The organism is Bacteroidota bacterium, assembly GCA_008933805.1.
In the GTDB taxonomy this organism is placed as follows: Bacteria; Bacteroidota; Bacteroidia; order UBA8524; family UBA8524; genus SB11.
Map to the genome: position 1 here is coordinate 211,129 of WBUH01000005.1, position 18,328 is coordinate 229,456.

13 protein-coding genes are annotated in these 18,328 nt (G+C 41.6%); 4 read left to right on the forward strand and 9 right to left on the reverse strand.

Annotated elements, in window-relative coordinates:
- The first annotated feature begins 171 nt into the window (after positions 1–171).
- Complete coding sequence (locus F9K23_07265) at positions 172–2,364, forward strand: LruC domain-containing protein (protein KAB2916991.1); 2,193 nt, start codon at positions 172–174, stop codon at positions 2,362–2,364.
- Positions 2,365–2,499: 135 nt separating this feature from the next.
- On the opposite strand, the gene F9K23_07270 is transcribed toward F9K23_07265, so the two are convergent.
- The 6 genes from F9K23_07270 to F9K23_07295 form a co-directional block, all read right to left on the reverse strand.
- Positions 2,500–3,135, reverse strand: a complete 636-nt coding sequence (locus F9K23_07270; GenBank protein ID KAB2916992.1) for a hypothetical protein — start codon at positions 3,133–3,135, stop codon at positions 2,500–2,502.
- Between the two features lie 60 nt (positions 3,136–3,195).
- The gene (locus F9K23_07275; protein ID KAB2916993.1) at positions 3,196–3,795 is read right to left on the reverse strand and encodes a hypothetical protein; all 600 of its coding nucleotides are present in this window, start codon (positions 3,793–3,795) and stop codon (positions 3,196–3,198) included.
- 10 nt (positions 3,796–3,805) lie between these two features.
- Positions 3,806–4,450 (reverse strand): hypothetical protein, encoded by a 645-nt coding sequence (locus F9K23_07280; protein ID KAB2916994.1) that lies wholly within the window; start codon positions 4,448–4,450, stop codon positions 3,806–3,808.
- A gap of 65 nt (positions 4,451–4,515) precedes the next feature.
- On the reverse strand, positions 4,516–5,598 hold the full coding sequence (gene gcvT / locus F9K23_07285) for a glycine cleavage system aminomethyltransferase GcvT (GenBank protein KAB2917026.1): 1,083 nt from the start codon (positions 5,596–5,598) through the stop codon (positions 4,516–4,518).
- Between the two features lie 128 nt (positions 5,599–5,726).
- A complete protein-coding gene (locus tag F9K23_07290; protein ID KAB2916995.1) occupies positions 5,727–7,943 on the reverse strand; it encodes an OmpA family protein in 2,217 nt (738 codons plus the stop codon).
- 299 nt (positions 7,944–8,242) lie between these two features.
- The gene (locus F9K23_07295) at positions 8,243–10,411 is read right to left on the reverse strand and encodes a glutamine synthetase type III (protein KAB2916996.1); all 2,169 of its coding nucleotides are present in this window, start codon (positions 10,409–10,411) and stop codon (positions 8,243–8,245) included.
- Positions 10,412–10,696: 285 nt separating this feature from the next.
- On the opposite strand from F9K23_07295, the gene aspS reads away from it, so the two are divergent.
- The 3 genes from aspS to F9K23_07310 are packed head-to-tail and all read left to right on the forward strand — an operon-like array spanning position 10,697 to position 12,980.
- Positions 10,697–12,451, forward strand: a complete 1,755-nt coding sequence (gene aspS / locus F9K23_07300) for an aspartate--tRNA ligase (GenBank protein ID KAB2916997.1) — start codon at positions 10,697–10,699, stop codon at positions 12,449–12,451.
- Between the two features lie 41 nt (positions 12,452–12,492).
- The gene (locus tag F9K23_07305; GenBank protein ID KAB2916998.1) at positions 12,493–12,726 is read left to right on the forward strand and encodes a hypothetical protein; all 234 of its coding nucleotides are present in this window, start codon (positions 12,493–12,495) and stop codon (positions 12,724–12,726) included.
- Positions 12,723–12,980: a Txe/YoeB family addiction module toxin gene (locus tag F9K23_07310; protein ID KAB2916999.1), complete on the forward strand. Its 258-nt coding sequence runs from the start codon at positions 12,723–12,725 to the stop codon at positions 12,978–12,980. Before F9K23_07305 ends, F9K23_07310 begins: the two co-directional genes overlap by 4 nt.
- Positions 12,981–13,016: 36 nt before the next feature.
- On the opposite strand, the gene F9K23_07315 is transcribed toward F9K23_07310, so the two are convergent.
- From F9K23_07315 to F9K23_07325, 3 genes are all read right to left on the reverse strand, one after another.
- Positions 13,017–14,102, reverse strand: coding sequence for a DUF4837 family protein (locus F9K23_07315; protein KAB2917000.1), 1,086 nt, complete (start codon positions 14,100–14,102; stop codon positions 13,017–13,019).
- A gap of 8 nt (positions 14,103–14,110) precedes the next feature.
- Positions 14,111–15,694, reverse strand: coding sequence for a transglycosylase SLT domain-containing protein (locus F9K23_07320; protein ID KAB2917001.1), 1,584 nt, complete (start codon positions 15,692–15,694; stop codon positions 14,111–14,113).
- Between the two features lie 101 nt (positions 15,695–15,795).
- Complete coding sequence (locus tag F9K23_07325; GenBank protein KAB2917002.1) at positions 15,796–18,327, reverse strand: AsmA family protein; 2,532 nt, start codon at positions 18,325–18,327, stop codon at positions 15,796–15,798.
- Between the last annotated feature and the right edge of the window lies 1 nt (position 18,328).

An 18,328-nucleotide genomic window follows, 5' to 3' on the forward strand; every position in this document is an offset into this window, starting at 1 on the left:
TTTTTAGTGGTCGATTTTGTAGTGTTTTCAAAGATTGAGACCACTTATACCGTGTTTTTGCAATTGACCGCCACTCACATAAAATAGCCGCCACTTATAAAAAAGTAATTTTATAGACGTTGGCGGCTAAATACCTTCGTATTGTTAATTAGGAATAAACTTTTGAGATCGATGAAACTTAAGCAACTTTTTTTGACGGCATTAACCATCCCTGTGCTGCTTGCTTCGTGCAAGAGGGACCAGCCGTCTAAAAATGACGGTAGCGGACCAGATAACTCTATCCATGTTACTGATATAGATAAATTGATAGTGCCTTCAAACTTCAACTTTGAAACCACTAAGGATCTGTACATACGTGTGAAGATTGCTAACCCGAGTTTCCCCGAGGAGCGTTTTGGTATTAATATCTACATAGATGAGCCCAGCACAGGCAAACTTTCTATACAGGGTATGACCGATGATAAACATGAGTTTACTGCTAAAATGCGTGTAGATGCTACTCAAGAGTTCATTTACATTGAAAAAGTTGACCTGAGCGGTAACAAAACCTACGAAAAAGTACCTGCCAATAAGTTTGTAACCAAGTTGTTTGATAACGGAGCCGAGCCTAATGCATATGTGTTTACCAAAGGTTCGGGATTGACTTGTAATAGCGGTTGCGCTACTACTTACAACAATTACAGCGGTAACCTTGTAATTAACAGCGGTGTTGCCTGTATAACCGGTACATTTAGCGGTAAATTGACCATGAACGGCGGTATTGTGAAGTTTTGTGCATCAGGCACGCTTGACAGCTTGACTTTAAATAACAGCTCGCGTATGTACATATTAGAGCGTACTGTTGTTACCATTGATAAGATACTTTCTAACAGCTCTTCTACGCAACTATATAACTGGAGCGACAGCTTGATGGTTAACAATTGCTATGATGCCAACAACATTACTGAAAACCACGGTCATATGCGTATTTTCTGCTCGCTTACCGTTACTTCGACGGGTTCATTCGGTAACTTCGGAAAGCTATACGTATCTAACAACCTAAATGTAGAGAACACATTTACCAACTACGACCACGTTACAGTAAATAACAATGTGACTGTTAACTCAGGCAAAAACCTATACAACTACTGTAATCTTTCAACCACTAATAACCTGATTGTAAACGGTACACTTACCAGCAATAGTTATACTAAGGTAATAGGCACTACCACACTTGCATCGGGTGCTAAAGCTACCTTACAAAACGGTGCTTTGTTAAGTACTGCCAACCTTACCAGCACCGGTGAGATTAACGGTACCGGAACTAACACCAGTTATGTAAAAGTTACCAGTGTTAGTACTTTAAACAGTGGCAGTACTGTAAAAGGTAAGATTAACTATTGTGATAATAATGGTGTTGAAACCAACGGTGCCACTTATACCTCTCCTGCTCAACTTTCGTGCAGCGGCTACTTAGCTACCAACTCATGTAACAATGAGGGCTTTGGTGTACTTGTGGTTGCCGATGCTGATAGCGATGGTGTGCCTGACGTATTGGATGGCTACCCAAATGACCCTACCCGCGCATTCAACCGTTTTTACCCTTGTGCTACTACGTGTTCAAACATTGTGTTTGAAGATTTGTGGCCATCAAAAGGTGACTACGATTATAATGACTTGGTGGTTGCGTTTAACGTGCACAAGGTTTACAATGCCGGCAATACGGTGGTAGATTATAAGACAAAAATTAAACCTCGTGCCATTGGTGCAGGTTTTGATAATGCTTTTGGCTTTAGCCTTGATAATATATATCCCAACGAGGTTTTGAGCGTATCAGGTCAATCGTTTGTGAGGAGTTATATCAACCGTAACCCTAACGGAACTGAAGCAAACCAAGCGAAGGCTGTTATTATTTGCTTTGATTCACCTGAACCTTACCTATACCGTAAGGGCGGCTCTATGTTTAATACCATTAAGGCTAATCCTTTCTGTGCATCGGATACTAACTTCACGTCGGTAACTTTTGCCACTGCTATTGATGACAGCAGGGCAGTGTTTGAAGAATTTAACCCCTTTATTATTGTAAATAGAACACGTGGTCTTGAAGTACACATGGCTAACCACAAGCCTACTTCGCTTGCTGACCAAACTAAATTTGGCACCAGAGACGACCGTTCGGTACCTTCAAACGGTGTGTATTATAAAAATGCGCAAGGGTTGCCTTGGGCAATGCAAATACCTGAAAACTTTGCTTACCCAATAGAGAAGTCGAGCATTTTGCAAGCCTATAATTACTTTGATGATTGGGCAATGTCGGGCGGTACATCATACCCCAACTGGTACAGAAACTTTGGTTCGTACCGAAACAATGATTTTATCTATTAAAACTTCGGATGTATATTTAAACAAACCCCGCAATTATGTGGGGTTTGTTGTTTTATAGCACGGTGCTATAAAACAAAATTGATGAGCCTTAAAAAACAGCACTGCTTCCCTCTATTCCTTATCAGTGCTTACTTGTTAGTTGTTTTTTGCATATAGTATAATAAACCCAAGTAATACAAGGCCGCCACTGGCAATCATTAATTTTGCATACTTATCTGTTAGTTTGTCGTATTTGCTAAAACCTTCTCTAGTAATAGGATGTTTCTTGCCTGCAAAGAATAATATCACGCCCATTACGATACCTACTACTCCTCCTGCTAATACCCCCATAAACCCAATAAAAAGGGCGAAGTCACTGCCTCTTTCTTTAATATATAACGATTTTATAATCTCTTCTTTCTTCATTTCTATACTCGCATCGGTCCAGCCACGTTTATTAAGTTCTTTATAAAAACTATTCGTAGTGCCTTCTAATGAATTAAAAAGAATTGCATACATAAGTTCATCGTCAGTGAATATGTCAAATAAGTTTTCACTTATTTCAACAGCTCCTTCTTCACTATTCAAATATTCTTCTATGATGTTCTGAGCCCCCTGCATCTTAAAGCTGTCCACACATACTTTAATAATCTTGCTTCCCGTATCTAAATTTAAGTGCGCCTTCCATTCTGCATTCTCCTCTTTTATGTGAGGCGTAATACCATTTCTATGAAGCAAATCTATAAATACACTAGCTTCTTTTGTCCCAAATGCTGTCCATACTCCTTGCATAACTCAAAATAACAAAAAAAGCGGCGAGAGCCGCTTTCAAAAAGATTTTATAAAGTTTCTTTAAAACAAAATCCCAATACTCATGCCTGCACGTGGATTAATACTGCGTTTGTAGGGGTTTACAAGGGGTATATGAGCCTCTTCGGCATTGGTGGCATCAATGCTGATAGTGGGGCCCCCACCTAAGTATAAATCAAAGAAAAAACCGCCACTGTTGTATTGTCTTACGCCTAAGAGCACCCCAAATCCAACTGCTGAGGCATGGAGCTTATCAAACCTGCTTGAATTTAGCGGAGATTCCTTTTCTAAGCTGATTTGTTTATAGTTGGCATATCCGCCCAAATAGTAACGTGAGCTTGATTTAACGGGCTTAAGTCCTAAATACTGGCACTCTACTCTAAACCCTTCCATGTTCTTAAATTGATCACTGTAAGAGGAGGCACTTTCTGAAATATAATACCCTCCAATCACCCTGAAGTTAAACCCATCAGGAAAAATGGCTCCGTATCCAAGCTCGAAACCACTTACAAAAAACGGCAATGGATTAAGAATGAATTCGTTTCGGTATTCGTTAAGCGCTGAGTCTCTTTTGCTACTTTGCTGGGCGTGCACACTAAACGTAATAATGCTTAGTATTACAACTATTAACCATTTTTTCATACTCCTAAGATTATAATGCGTAGCCGAATGTAAGCCCTGCTCGTGGATTGATACTGCGTTTATAAGGATTTACTACATCAAGATGTACATCGTCTATCTTTTCGCTTGAAACGGGAATATTAATTCCGCCTCCTATATAGGCATCAAAGAAAATGTTATCCATTACGTATTGACGCATCCCCAATACAATACCTGCACTAATAGCTGTTGCCCTTGCTTTATAGTTGAGCGTTGTAACCGTTGATGACCCGTTAATGGTTCTACTAACGTCCATGCTTATGGTTTTTAAAACGCCGTAAGGTCCGCCATAAAAACGCATACCGCTTGTGGTGGGCTTCATCAACAGGTATTGCACCTCAAGCCTTGCACCCTCCATATTTTTGCGCACATAAGTAGGGGATGATGATAGAGGTTCTTCGTCGTTGTATGCGCCAGGATTTTCAGAAAAGTAGTACCCCCCAATAAAGCGCAAGCTGCGGCTTTTGGTGTTAATAATACCATAGCCAATTTCAAAGCCGCCTACAAAAAACGGTAGGGGGTTTAATAAAAATTCACGGTTGTATGTATTGCGAAGGCTATCCGCTGTACGACCTTTTTGTGCAAAAGCCGTTTGAATTATGCAAAGCAGTAATAAGGGCAAAAAAATCTTTTTCATAGTTTATTCGTATTTACAAGATATACAATTTTTTGCCCTTACACCCTCACAAAGTGCTTAAACTTTTATTGTTTTAAAAAGGGAGTTTTAACTACCTGTGCTTTGATAGCCTTATCACGGATATTAATAAAGATTTCCGTTCCGGCTTTAGCAAAGGAAGTTTGTACGTAACCCATACCAATACCTTTGTTTAGGCTTGGTGATTGCGTACCTGATGTAACTTCACCTATCACATTACCGTCAGCATCTTGGATTGCATAGTGCTGGCGAGGTATTCCCCTGTCAATCATTTCAAAACCTACCAGTTTTTTGCTTACACCATTCTCTTTCAAACCTTTGTGGTAGTCTGATTTTATAAAGTCTTTGGTGAATTTGGTAATCCATCCCAAACCAGCTTCAATGGGCGAAGTTTCATCGTTTATATCGTTTCCGTACAAGCAGAAGCCCATCTCAAGGCGTAGGGTATCACGTGCACCTAAACCGCAAGGAAGTATCCCAAACTCTGCTCCGGCTTCAAATACAGCATCCCATAGTTTGCTTGCATCTTCATTCATCACATACAATTCAAATCCACCGGCACCGGTGTATCCTGTATTTGAAATAATCACTTGCTCTATACCGGCCATTGTGCCTATTGTAAAGCTATAATACTCAAGCGATGAAAGATTAACATCGGTCAGTTTTTGTAACGCTTTGATTGCATTAGGGCCTTGTACTGCCAATAAGCTGTACTGGTCGCTTAGGTTTTGCATCTCAACACCGTAAGTGTTGTGGCTGCTAATCCAATTCCAATCTTTTTCGATATTGCTGGCATTTACTACCAAGTAGTATTCATCGGCGGCATAGCGGTACACCAATAAATCATCAACAATACCACCTTTATCGTTCGGCAAGCAACTGTATTGCACTTTACCGTCAACAAGCACCGAAGCATCGTTGCTGGTAACTTTTTGTATCAACTCAAGCGCCTTTTCACCTTTAAGATAAAACTCGCCCATGTGCGAAACATCAAACACACCCACTGAATTGCGCACTTGCAAGTGCTCTTGGATAAGGTTGCTGTATTGTACAGGCATATTGTAGCCTGCAAATGGCACCATTTTACCTCCGAGTGATATGTGTAAATCGTTTAGGGCTACTGTTTTCAAAGCTGCTTGTTCGGTCATTGTATTAGTTAAATTTGGTATGCGAAAATACGCGTTTTTAGGGTGAGATAATAATACAAAAGCCACCGTTTTGCGGTGGCCTTTGCGATTAATTGGTTTATACGTCAGGATTATTTCTTATCCTTTTGTTTGTTCTTTTTGTTTTCTTCTTGCTGGCGTTTCTTTTCGTCAGCTTTCTTTTTGCGCTCGTCAGCTTTTTTCTTACGCTCTTCTTCTTTCTCTTTTTTCTTACGCTCGCGCTCTTCTTGCTTTTTCTGACGTTCTTTTTCTTTATCGTCTTTTGTTTTAGGAGCCTCAGGTTTAGCATTTTGTTGCCTGCGTTGCTCTTCTTCAATCTTGCGTTGTTCTTCCCTACGTTTTTTCTCAGCTGCGGTATAGTAGTTAGTACCGGTGATACGAACAGTTGTACGGCGGTTTAGCTGATGCTCGGCTTCTGTACAGATACGCTCGTAGTCAGAAAGTTCGCACTTACATTTTTTAAGATAAAGTGAATCTTCACCGTATCCTTTTGCAACCAGCCTTGCTGAGTCGATACCTTTAGAGATGATATACGCTACTGCTGAATCAGCACGGCGTTGAGCCAAATCACGGTTATAATCAGCACTTGCACGACAGTCGGTGTGAGAACCTAATTCAATCGTTACTGTTGGGAAACGTTTCATCAAGGCTACCACAGAGTCGTCAAGGATTTTAGCCGCATCGGGACGGATGTTTGCCATATCCAAATCGTAAAGGATACCACGTACGTTAAACATACAATCCAAACACAAGCGACACATTTCAAAGTCTTGTACCAACTCTTTTGAGCAGATAAGACCTTTGGTGCTTTGGTAAGCAGTTTTGCTACCTATATAAAAGGCTTCGTTTTTATCGGCTGAAAGCTCGTAGCTAACCTCTTGGGTAAGTACTTGTGAGTAGAAACCGTTTTTATCAGTACGCAGGGTTATTTTATTAGCATCTTTATCGTTTGAGATAAATACAGCAGCCTCTTCAATAGGTTGCTTGGTATCGCAATCCAATACGCGGCCTGTAATTTTAAAGGTTTGTGGGATTGGGAAGAATTCCCAGATATCATCATCACCACGTCCGCCTGTACGGTTTGATGATAAATAGCCTGACTGAGGCTCGTCGGTTTTATAAACCAGTGAGAAATCATCACCACCCGAGTTTAAAGGATATTTAAGGTTTTCAGGAGTGCTCCATTCGTTACCTGTACCTGTTGTTTTGTACATATCCAAACCGCCCATACCTACGTGGCCGTTTGATGAGAAATACAAAGTACCGTCAGGGGCAATTGAAGGGAACATTTCATCACCTTCTGTGTTGATAGCTGGACCAAGGTTGATAGGATTGCTCCAATCTTTACCACGACCTACTTCACGCACCATCCAAATATCTTTGCCACCGTAGCCGCCATCAATATCTGATGAGAAGTACATTACTTTCCCGTCAGCAGATACAGTTGGGTGCCCGAAAGTATGGCCGGTATCGCAGAATGAAAGCATGATGGGTTCATCCCATTCGTCTTTACCTTTTTTAGCGCTTGAAAATATTTGACAAGTAGTTAATTTACCGTCTTTACCACCGCACTGGGTAAAGTACATTACTGAACCCTTTGAGTTTAGTGCACTTGAACCTTCGTTAAATTTACCGTTGGCTGGTCCTTTCAAAGGTTCAGGGCTTTCAATGGTAAACTCACCGCGTTTTTTCTTTATCGGGGCTACCCACAAATCAAAGAAACCGCCACCGCTCCATTTGTATGTTCTGTCAGAAACACCTTCATCACGGTTTGAGGTGAAGATGATAGATTCCTTTTTCACAGGAACTGCGCAGTTGTCAGAATAACGGCTGTTTAGTTTTTTAACGTTTTCTACCTTAAACAAGATACACTCTTGTGATTGCATCCATTTAAGGGCTAACTCTGCTCCTTCAAGCAGTTTTTTTGCATATTCGTCTTTGGGGCTTTCAGCAAGGTATTTGTTAACACGGATAATGGCTTCGGTATAGTTTTCCTGGCGCTTCAACATATCAGCCTGCATCAACAATGCTTCGGGACCGTATTTTTCTTTTTCAGCGCGTTCGTACCAACGTAAAGCGTTTTTGTAATCATTTACCAATCGATAGGCTTCTGCAACTCTAAAAGCAACGGGACCACGGTCTTCTTTGGGCAAATCGCTCAAAATCTCTTTGTATATCTCCCTCGCTTCCGAGTATGACCTCACATCCCATGCTTTGTCGGCTTCTACACGTGTCTTTTTGCTACACGCTGTAAGGACCGAAGTAAGAACTAAAAGGAACGTAAAAAGTTTAATAGGTTTATTTCTCATACCAAGCCTGTATTTTAGCTTAATTGAATTATGTGTTAAAAGTCAAAAATCAGCAAATAGATATGCTTTTGCAAGTTTTTTTAAATTTTTAGACATCTATTCTGTAAAAAGGACTTTCTGTTTTTGTTTTGATACTATAATCGGGTAGTAAGGTAAAAGATACAGTTCAGGTCAAAAATATTCTTAAGAATTAGCAAATTTTAACGTAATCGTCTATTAGACAGCAAACTAAAAATGCCCGAGAGAGAGTTTCTCTTCGGGCATTTTTGATAAATGAGTATATAAACTCCTTGTTTGTCTTATTTCACAAACAAAAGTTCGCGATACTTTGGCAAAGGCCATTGTGCGTCTTCAACAATGCGTTCCAATTTATCCGAGTGTTTGCGTATCACATCAAAGTATTGTTTCACTTTTTGTGAATATGCATCCGCTTTTTCTTCGGTGTTTGGAAGGTTGTTTGCCACTTTACGTTCTTCAACCATTTTGTAAACCGCAGTTTTAATAGTGCTTACATGGCTCGCTGATTCTTTAAGTGCGTCCAAGGCTACTTTGTAGTCTTCTTCAGGCAACCCAAGGTTTTTCATGTTGGTGGCAAAATCAGCTATTTTGTTTTGGAAGCTGATAGCTGCTGGAATGATGTAGGTATTTGCCATATCACCCAACACACGAGACTCTATCTGAACTTTCTTCACAAAATCTTCTAACAATATTTCGTAACGGGCTTCCAACTCGCGTTCGTTAAGGATATTGTTTTCTCCAAACACTTTCTTCGATTTTTCAGAAGTATAAACGTGCAACGCTGTGGGTACATCTTTAATATTGCTAAGACCGCGGCGTGCAGCTTCTTCTGCCCACTCATCGCTGTATCCGTTACCTTCAAAAATTACTTTTTTAGATTCTTTTACATAACGACGCAATATTTCAACAATAGCTTCTTCTTGGTTTTGTCCTGCTTGTACCTTGCTGTCCACTTCGGCTTTAAACTGTTTTAACCTATCGGCTACGATAGTATTTAACACAATCATCGGCGAAGAACAGTTGGCTTGTGAACCCACAGCCCTAAACTCGAACTTGTTACCGGTAAAGGCAAAAGGTGAGGTACGGTTACGGTCGGTATTGTCCATCAAAATCTCAGGGATTTTGTTTACATGGATTGAGCCTCCGGTATTGTCTTCGCTATTGCTTAGGCTGTTTTCAAAGCTCTCCAGCACATTGCTAAGTTGTGTACCTATAAATATAGAGATGATTGACGGAGGAGCTTCGTTAGCACCTAACCTGTATTGGTTTGAAGCTGAAGCAATACTTGCACGCATTAAGTCAGCGTGGTCGTCAACCGCTTTAATGGTATTAATAAAGAAGGTAAGGAATTGCAGGTTGTTTAGGGGAGTTTTTCCGGGTGAAAGCAAGTTTACACCTGTGCTTGTAATCAAACTCCAGTTGTTGTGTTTACCTGAACCGTTAATGCCTGCAAAAGGTTTCTCGTGCAACAACACTTTGAAGTGGTGACGACGAGCCACTTTCTCCATCACATCCATCAACAATTGGTTGTGGTCAACGGCAAGGTTAGCTTCTTCAAATTGTGGGGCGCACTCAAACTGGCCGGGTGCTACCTCGTTGTGGCGTGTTTTCAATGGAATACCCAATTTAAGGGCCTCGGTTTCCATATCAGCCATATAGGCCATTACCCTGTCGGGTATTGAGCCAAAGTAATGATCTTCTAACTGCTGACCTTTGGCCGATGAATATCCCATAAGGGTGCGGCCGGTAAGCATCAAATCGGGACGGGCATAGTACAATGCTTCGTCAATCAAAAAATATTCCTGCTCAATACCTAATGAGGTAGTTACTTTATCTACGTTCTTATCAAACAGCTTACATACTGCGGTGGCAGCAGTATCCATAAAGTGCAGGCTTTTTAGCAAAGGAGCTTTAAAGTCGAGCGCCTCGCCGGTGTATGATACAAATATGGTAGGTATGCACAAGGTGCGGCCTATCACAAAAGCGGGTGATGAGGGATCCCATGCAGTATAACCGCGTGCCTCAAAAGTGTTGCGCAAGCCTCCGCTGGGGAAACTTGATGCATCAGGTTCTTGTTGTACAAGGGCATTGCCGGAGAAACGCTCCATTGATGAGGTTACATCAATTGGCTCAAAAAAAGCATCGTGTTTTTCAGCAGTAGCTCCTGTTAGTGGTTGAAACCAGTGACTGTAGTGCGTAGCACCTTTAGACATCGACCATTGTTTCATACCGGTGGCAATCACATCGGCCATGTTACGGTCAATTTTCAATCCTTCATTTTTAGCATCATTAATGGCTTTAATGGCTTCTTTTCCAAGAAATTGGCGCATCGCTGATTCGCCAAACACATTCATACCATAATAATCCGAAATTTTAGGAGAGGGGAATTCAACTTTTACCGGGGTACGGCTTTGGGCAGTTTCGAGAGCTTTAAATCTCATCAAAGTCATTTTTGTGGGTGGGTTATCTTTTGGTTGCGCAAATTTAGCGTTTTGTTAACACCCGTCAATTTTATCGTGCAAAAGATTTATACAGTTGTGTAACAATGTGTTGATAGTTAAACAGTATCTCTAAAGTCCTTGGTAAACTTATTATTTGCTCAATTTCGGCTCAATAGTTTCAATTAATTAATGTTTAAACCTCACAAAAACGGAAGGAAAGTCTTTTCTCAAAAAACAACTTGCTTGGGGTTTGATAGATAATCATTGCTATTTTTGCACTTTTTAGAAAATACCATGTTTAGAACAACAACTTGCGGAGAACTTACGATTAACAATATTGGCAATGAGGTTACACTGGCCGGATGGGTGGCCAAATCGCGCGATTTGGGCGGTATGACGTTTGTTGATTTGCGAGATCGCTATGGGATTACTCAGTTGGTGTTTAACATGGAAACCAACGCTCCCCTTTGTGAAGAAGCCCGTAAACTTGGTCGCGAGTTTGTGATACAGGCACGTGGTAAAGTAGCCGAACGCAGCAACAAGAATTTAAAAATGCCTACGGGCGAAATTGAAATATTGGTGGATAGCTTTACTATATTAAATGAAGCGAAAACACCCCCGTTTACTATTGAAGAAAATACCGACGGCGGCGACGAGCTGCGTATGAAGTACCGCTATCTGGACTTGCGCCGTGATGTGGTACGTCGCAATATGGAGTTACGCCACCAATTGGCGCGTGAAACCCGTAATTATCTTGACGGACAAAATTTTATTGAGGTAGAAACGCCTGTGCTAATCAAATCGACCCCTGAAGGTGCAAGGGATTTTGTGGTGCCTTCGCGTATGCACCCCGGTGAGTTTTATGCGTTGCCCCAAAGCCCCCAAACATTTAAGCAGTTGTTGATGGTATCAGGTTTTGACCGTTACTACCAAATTGTGAAATGTTTTAGGGACGAAGATTTGCGTGCTGACCGTCAGCCTGAGTTTACACAAATAGACTGCGAGATGAGTTTTGTGGAGCAGGAGGATATTTTGAACACGTTTGAGGGTATGACCCGCCACTTGTTTAAAACCGTAAAAGGTGTTGAGATTGATGAGTTTCCACGCATGACTTATGCAGATGCTATGCGCTATTACGGTAGCGATAAGCCTGATACCCGTTTTGATATGAAGTTTGTGGAGTTGGTAGCCGATGAAGGCGGCATTATGCAAAAACCTACCGGTTTTGTAGTGTTTGACAATGCTGAGTTGGTAGCAGGGATAAACGCCAAAGGTTGTGCCACCTACACCCGTAAGCAACTGGATGCGCTTACCGATTTTGTAAAAGACCCTAAACGCGGCATGAGCGGTATGATTTGGGGCAAAATGGAAAACGGCGAGCTGAAAACTACCGTAGATAAATTTTTTACTGCTGAGCAAAAGCAAGAATGGGTGAAAGCCTTTGGTGCCGAAGAAGGTGATTTGATTTTGATACTTGCCGGTGCTATCGAAAAAACCCAAAAAGCATTGGGCGATTTGAGGCTTGAAGTGGCTAACCAGTTGGGCTTGCGCGATAAAAACAAGTTCTCACCACTATGGGTATTGGATTTCCCGTTGTTGGAATGGAATGAGGAGGAAGGTCGCTACTTTGCTATGCACCATCCCTTTACTTCACCCAAACCCGAGGACATTGGCCTGATTGATACCAAACCCGGTGCTGTGCGTGCCAATGCTTACGACATGGTGATAAACGGTGTTGAGATTGGCGGCGGTTCTATACGTATCCATGATAAGGCATTGCAAAGCCGTATGTTTGATTTGCTGGGCTTTACTAAAGAAGAAGCACAAGAGCAATTTGGCTTTTTGATGAACGCTTTTGAATACGGAGCCCCTCCGCACGGTGGTTTGGCCTTTGGTTTCGATCGTTTGTGCTCACTGTTTGGCGGTGCCGACAGTATCCGTGATTTTATGGCCTTCCCTAAAAACAACGCCGGCCGCGATACCATGATTGAAGCCCCCAGTGCAATTAATCCCAAGCAATTGGTTGAGTTGGGACTGAAGATTGGGTAAGCTATTATTTTAGGCTTGAATTTTGTATATTTGAGTTACTTATGACAAGTATTTTTCACATCAAGGCTGAGGAGTTAAATCCAGATTTTCTAGAAGCATTAAAAAAGATGTTTAAAGGAAAGAATATTACCCTTACTGTTGATGTGGATATAGATGAAACCGACTACTTGCTGCAAAATGGAGCAAACAGAGATATGTTGATGGCTTCAATAAAACAGGTAGAAGATGGTGAAACAAAGTCTTTCAGCTTTTCTCAAATCGATGAGATTGGATGAGAAAAGTTACGTTTTCGCTTAAGGCATTTGAACAATACCAAGAATGGCAACTTCTTGATAAAAAAATTACTCAAAAGATTAATGCTTTAATTCTTGAAACCATACGTAATCCTTTTGAAGGCTCAGGCAAACCTGAAGCACTAAAACATGAATTACAAGGTTACTGGTCAAGAAGAATAAACCTTGAACACCGTTTGGTTTATAAAGTAACTGATGATGCTATAATCATCATTGCTTGTAAATATCATTACTAAGTTTTTGCTTAGATCTAATCTCGTAAAAGAATAAGATTACTGCCACGACAGTGATTTCACAATCACTTCCATTTGGCGCAGGTATTGGGTTTTATCGTAGCGGGGAGAATACACAAAACCTTCAACGGTGATTAGCTGACTGGCGGCTTCGTCAATCATTGTGATGCTGTAAAAAGGCCCGCCCATAAACTCGCCTTCGGTTTTCCAAAGTGCGCGTAATTCAACTGAATACTTACCGTTAAACTCAAACGCTTTGGTAGCAAACGGAAAGGCTTTTTCGGTAGTCATGTAGCTGCCGTCAACACTTCCGGGGATGTATTTCTCAACCACTGAATCGCGGCTAAGCACCATTTCTTCTGCCCCTAATTGTTCTTTACGGGTATAGGGCTGGGTGTATATTAATAAGCCTTGGCTAATATGCGGGGTTTCGCGACGTATCCATGCAAATTTACCGTTGCCTTTTTCCTCGTAACGGGCAACACGGAAATTGGTAGGCACATCCATTGTGAAACCGAAATTTTGTTTGATAAACTTCCCTATTGAGTCTTGACGTTCGTTTTTGTTGGCCACGGCAAAGGTTTCTGCCTCGGTGCGCAACATAAGATCAAGGATGGCTTTGCGTCCGTCTAACAGATAACGGTGCAGAACATCGTGATTTTTGGCGTACAAAAACACTACTTGCTGCGGATACGCCCAAATGTTCTTTTTGGTGTATATACGGATAGCTGCTGTATCGTTGGCTTTTTTAAGCGAATCGGAAAGTGTGTTATAGGGGGCCGGTAATATTCTGCGGGTATCAAAGCCATCATCTTGCACCTTGATAATAAGCAGGGTACTGTATGATTTGTAGACGCTTTGAAACATTTCGGGGCGTACATCAAAAATGCGGAAATAGCCCTCGTCGTTAAATAAATGCGGTTGACGAATATCAAAGACTGAATCGAAGGCTTCGCGGACGGTGCCTTCAAACAACAACCCATCCCCTACTATTGCTATCTCGCCCATGTGCCCTATTGCATTGGGCAACTTTGGACGGTTTTTATCAATTTTCTTTCCTTCTCCGCACGAGTTTAAACCAACAAGGAGAAGCAGCGATACAATTAGCGTTACAGGGTTTTTCATAAAGTAAATCAGCTACCGGGGGTTATTTTTAGCTTGGTGCCCGGTTTAATAACGGCATTTTTGGGTAGCTGGTTGTAAACTCTTAGTTTTTCAACGGTAAGCCCGTATTGCTTGCTGATACTGTATAAAGTGTCTCCGCGCTCTACCTTGTGGTAGCGCATTGTGTTGACGGTGGTGGTTGGCTTTTGTTTTGGAGTTTGGGTTTTAGCAGCCTGTGCAGCACTATCGGCGGCAGCTGTTTTTGCACTATCAACCACAACAACTATCGGTGCTGGTTTATCCTTGGCAGCCATTTTCACTTCTTCCTCTTCGGTTTCCACTTCCTCGTCTTCTTTCGATGGTTTGCTATTAGGTTTCACTTTCACCTTTTGATACACTACCAACTTCTTACCCGGTTTCACCGAGTTACCTTTGATAATGTTCCATGCCTTTAAGTCGCTGGTTTTGACGCCGTACTTTTTAGCAATCTTCACCAAGGTTTCGCCTTTGCGTACTTTGTGCACTACGCGTTTGCTAAGGTATTCAGCTTCTTCCTCTTTGCTGTAATCACTAAAAGGAGTAGCATATACACTGTCTTTCAATTCAGCAAAACGCATTGCATACTTATAGGGCAATGTGATGGTGTGCTTGCTTGATGTGCTGGCAGGAATAATTTTTTTGCGGTATTCAGGGTTTAAATACTCAAGGTCTTCCATGGGTATGCCTAACACTTTGCTCATTTGGCCAAAGTGTACCCACTGGTCAACTTCAACGTTTTCAACCAACTCATGAATATCAAACTCAGCGGGTTTTAGTCCCAATTGCTCGGCATTGTTCATCACATAAGCCACCGCAATAAATGCAGGTACGTATCCGCGTGTTTCTTTCGGAAGGTATTTCATTACTTCCCAAAAGCTGCGTTTTCCACCGCTTTTGCGGATAGCCTTATTAACGTTTCCGGGACCGCAGTTGTATGAGGCAATTACTAACAACCAGTCGCCGTAAAGCTCGTAGCTGTTTTTAAAGTATTGACAAGCAGCAAGAGTAGCTTTTTCAGGGTCGCGGCGTTCATCCACCATCCCGTTGATTTTTAGCCCATAGGCCAAGCCTGTGCTGTGTATAAACTGCCACAAACCGCAAGCACCTGCCCATGATTGGGCTTGTGGGTTCAGGGCAGATTCTACCACGGCAAGGTATTTAAATTCTTGGGGTAGTCCTTCGCGGTCTAATATTTCTTCAAACTTGGGGAAGTAGTATTCAGAAAGGGCTAAGATGCGTTCGGTAAGTTGTTTCTTCCTTACTGCATATAGGTTCACAAACCCTTCAACGTGCTTGTTGTAATCTAATGGAATACCAGACTCCATCATGTCCAACGTTTTTTGAACATCAGCAGGGTTAAGGCTCAACGAGGCAGTATTCTCCTCATCCACAGATGGGTCGAAACACTTACCGGCATTCGCCTTGGTGCAGTTTTGGTTCAAAAGCACGGTTAAACTGTCAAGCGCAGCCAACATATCACGCGGATACTCATCCTCGGGTTGTGTTTGTGCTGCTGCAAAAGCGGGCAGTATAAGTGCTATCGCCAGCCAGTATATGAACGTCTTCTTAATCATTGGCAATAATATTTTAAGCCACCAACGGGCAAAAGTGCTGTTTTTTGTTAGCAAAAACAATACCCTTTAATCCACATTCGGCAGGTTTTTGATTTTTTCTTTCATCGGGGTATGTCAGTTTCCCACTCTTCTACCTCTTCATCGTTCTTTCTATTCTTATCCTGCGTTTTTCCGTCACTGTCCTTCGTGTCTTTCTTCTGTATATCAAACTCATCCCGTAATAACTGTAACAACGTATTTTTTTCAGTCTTAATATTTTCCTTCACATTTTTAAAGGCACTTTTACGGTCATACGTTACCGTAGGGTTGTCAGCAGGGCCTTTCATCAAAATAAAAATGTTTATCCCCTCTTTGTCTTCTTCATAATTACCCGTCGAAGCTTTTTTCCTGTTAAATTTCTTAGACAACACATCCTTCAACTTCAACCTAAATTTGTATTCCATGTAGTTTTCAAATGTGTGATAACCTTCGGCCAACAAATTCAAGGCACTGTTTTTAATCTCCATTTGAGGAATTATTATCCTGTTATCCTTTATCTCGATATTGTTCTCCAACTTTTCAAACGCTATGTCTTTCAAATCGTTTACGTCAACAAACCCTGAGAGTTTAAGCATCGGGGCGTAATTATATAATCTTCCGCCCGTAATGCTCAAGTGTGAAGTAACAAATAGCTTCGACACGTCGATATTCAGGTATTTATCCAACAGAGCGACTAATTGTAAACGGGTGGTTAGCGTTCCTTTTAAATTTTCGGAGGTTATGTGGTTTTGCCCGAAGTTGTTGCACTGGTAAAACAGTTGTTCAATGTCAACTTTCTGAGCCTCTAACTGGGCACTGATAACAAACTGTTTGCCTGTCTTTTCAAAAACGTTGCCGCTAAGGGCAAACGACCCACCCATAGCATCAAAATCAAGGTTTTGAAGCGTAATCACTTTATTGCCCGCCGCCACTGTGCCTGATACGTTGCGGGCAAGAAACTTATTGAAGGTGAGTTTGGCAATGTGGCTTTTTAGCTTGAAGGTAATATTATCCGGAATGGTGAATCCAAGGGTGTCTTCGGTTTTCTTATCACCGCCAACGGCTGCCAGTGAAGGAATATCAATGTGCGGACTGATAAGATGACCTTCTACCTCTAAGGTCTTACCTGTGCTGAACATATAATCCAGCAGGTGGTGTGCTTTGCCTTTAATACCCAATGAGTTGCCGTTTATTTGGGCATACAGGGTATCTATATCTAAGAGGTTGTTATCGGCAAATAAATGTCCGTTTACATTGTCGTACTTATAGGGGCTGCCTTTTAGCGCCAGCTTTACATTTTTGGCAGTTAGTGTCCCTTGAAATAAGGCCGGAAGTGTTTCTGTTTTCTTGTTAAAGTCGGATACTTTGCCCTCCATCTCAAGATTTAAAGTAGCCAACCCTTCTAATGTTTCAATGTTTTCCGGTTTAAATAACTGCGCCCACTGCTTAAGGTTGAAGGTGCCTTCAATCTTAGCTTTTACAATAGGGTTGGATAGGTTTAGTAAACTTACCGCGCCCTGCACACGCTCACCGTTAACCGAGGCTTTTATCTGAGGGATTTCTAACGACGATAATGTAAAATCTCCTAGTTGCTCGTATTTCAATTTGCCCGACAACTGAATATCGGTCATTTGTACGTCCAATCCTGCTTTGGCAAGCCTGCCGTTAGCAATTTTAAACGTGGCATCCACCGCCGGGGTTTTGCCCTGTCCTAATTCACCCAAAACACTCACCCTGCATTCCAGCTTACCATCGGTTTGGTAATCGCTGATGTTGGGCAGGTATTTTTTGGGGATTAATTCCAGTAATTGCAGCAGCCCTAAGTTATCGCCCAGTAGTTGCAGGTTGATGTGGTTGCTTTTTTGGCGGGTGGTTATCTTACCGTTTACGATGAAGTTAAAATCTTCAACCGTAAGTTTGGTTTGTGTGAAACTATATGAAGTATCGGGTCGGTTAACTTTAAACGAGGTTTGAAAGGTAACGGGTTTGGCAATGCGCAATGTTTGCCCGTCGAATTTTAGTTGCTGGGGCACTATACTGCCCTTGGTGTTTACCAAAAACTCTTTTTCATCAAAGCTGCCTTGCAACTGCACATTGTTTACTAATACACCAATGGTATCGCCTTTTTGCACATCAATGTGTTGCAACTGTATGTTGGCAAGGGTAATCTTTTCAAACACCAGTTTGAATTTATCCCCGCCTTTGCCACCATCGGGCTTAAAAATTGAGAAGTTATTTTTTTCGCCGTCTTGTGCTGCTTTTAGTTTGCCGTTTTGCAACACAATTTCCTCAAACCTGTATTGTCCGCGTATAAGGTTTAAAGGATTTAAGGTTACCGAGAGGCTTTGCAATGTCATTAACTGTGAGCCTGTAATTTTTGAAGACTCAGCAGCACGAATGTTTTGAAAGCTAACAGTGATGTAAGGGAAGTTTTTGAAAGCAGAAAGACCGATATCGCTAATGGCAACTTTAACGGCAAGTTGGCTGCTGATGCTTTGGGTAACTTTATCTTTTATAGGCCTGCTGAAAATGTAAATGCTTGCAATGCCCAGTAACACAAGACCTGCAAAGCCAAGCACCAAATACCCTATTATTTTAAACGCCTTTTTCACCACA

What these genes read in the sequence shown, in the direction of transcription:
- F9K23_07265 (KAB2916991.1), top strand. Translation starts at nt 172, where the DNA reads ATGAAACTTAAGCAACTTTTTTTGACGGCATTAACCATCCCTGTGCTG.
- F9K23_07270 (KAB2916992.1), bottom strand. Translation starts at nt 3,135, where the DNA reads ATGCAAGGAGTATGGACAGCATTTGGGACAAAAGAAGCTAGTGTATTT.
- F9K23_07275 (KAB2916993.1), bottom strand. Translation starts at nt 3,795, where the DNA reads ATGAAAAAATGGTTAATAGTTGTAATACTAAGCATTATTACGTTTAGT.
- F9K23_07280 (KAB2916994.1), bottom strand. Translation starts at nt 4,450, where the DNA reads ATGAAAAAGATTTTTTTGCCCTTATTACTGCTTTGCATAATTCAAACG.
- F9K23_07290 (KAB2916995.1), bottom strand. Translation starts at nt 7,943, where the DNA reads ATGAGAAATAAACCTATTAAACTTTTTACGTTCCTTTTAGTTCTTACT.
- F9K23_07295 (KAB2916996.1), bottom strand. Translation starts at nt 10,411, where the DNA reads ATGACTTTGATGAGATTTAAAGCTCTCGAAACTGCCCAAAGCCGTACC.
- aspS (KAB2916997.1), top strand. Translation starts at nt 10,697, where the DNA reads ATGTTTAGAACAACAACTTGCGGAGAACTTACGATTAACAATATTGGC.
- F9K23_07305 (KAB2916998.1), top strand. Translation starts at nt 12,493, where the DNA reads ATGACAAGTATTTTTCACATCAAGGCTGAGGAGTTAAATCCAGATTTT.
- F9K23_07310 (KAB2916999.1), top strand. Translation starts at nt 12,723, where the DNA reads ATGAGAAAAGTTACGTTTTCGCTTAAGGCATTTGAACAATACCAAGAA.
- F9K23_07315 (KAB2917000.1), bottom strand. Translation starts at nt 14,102, where the DNA reads ATGAAAAACCCTGTAACGCTAATTGTATCGCTGCTTCTCCTTGTTGGT.
- F9K23_07320 (KAB2917001.1), bottom strand. Translation starts at nt 15,694, where the DNA reads ATGATTAAGAAGACGTTCATATACTGGCTGGCGATAGCACTTATACTG.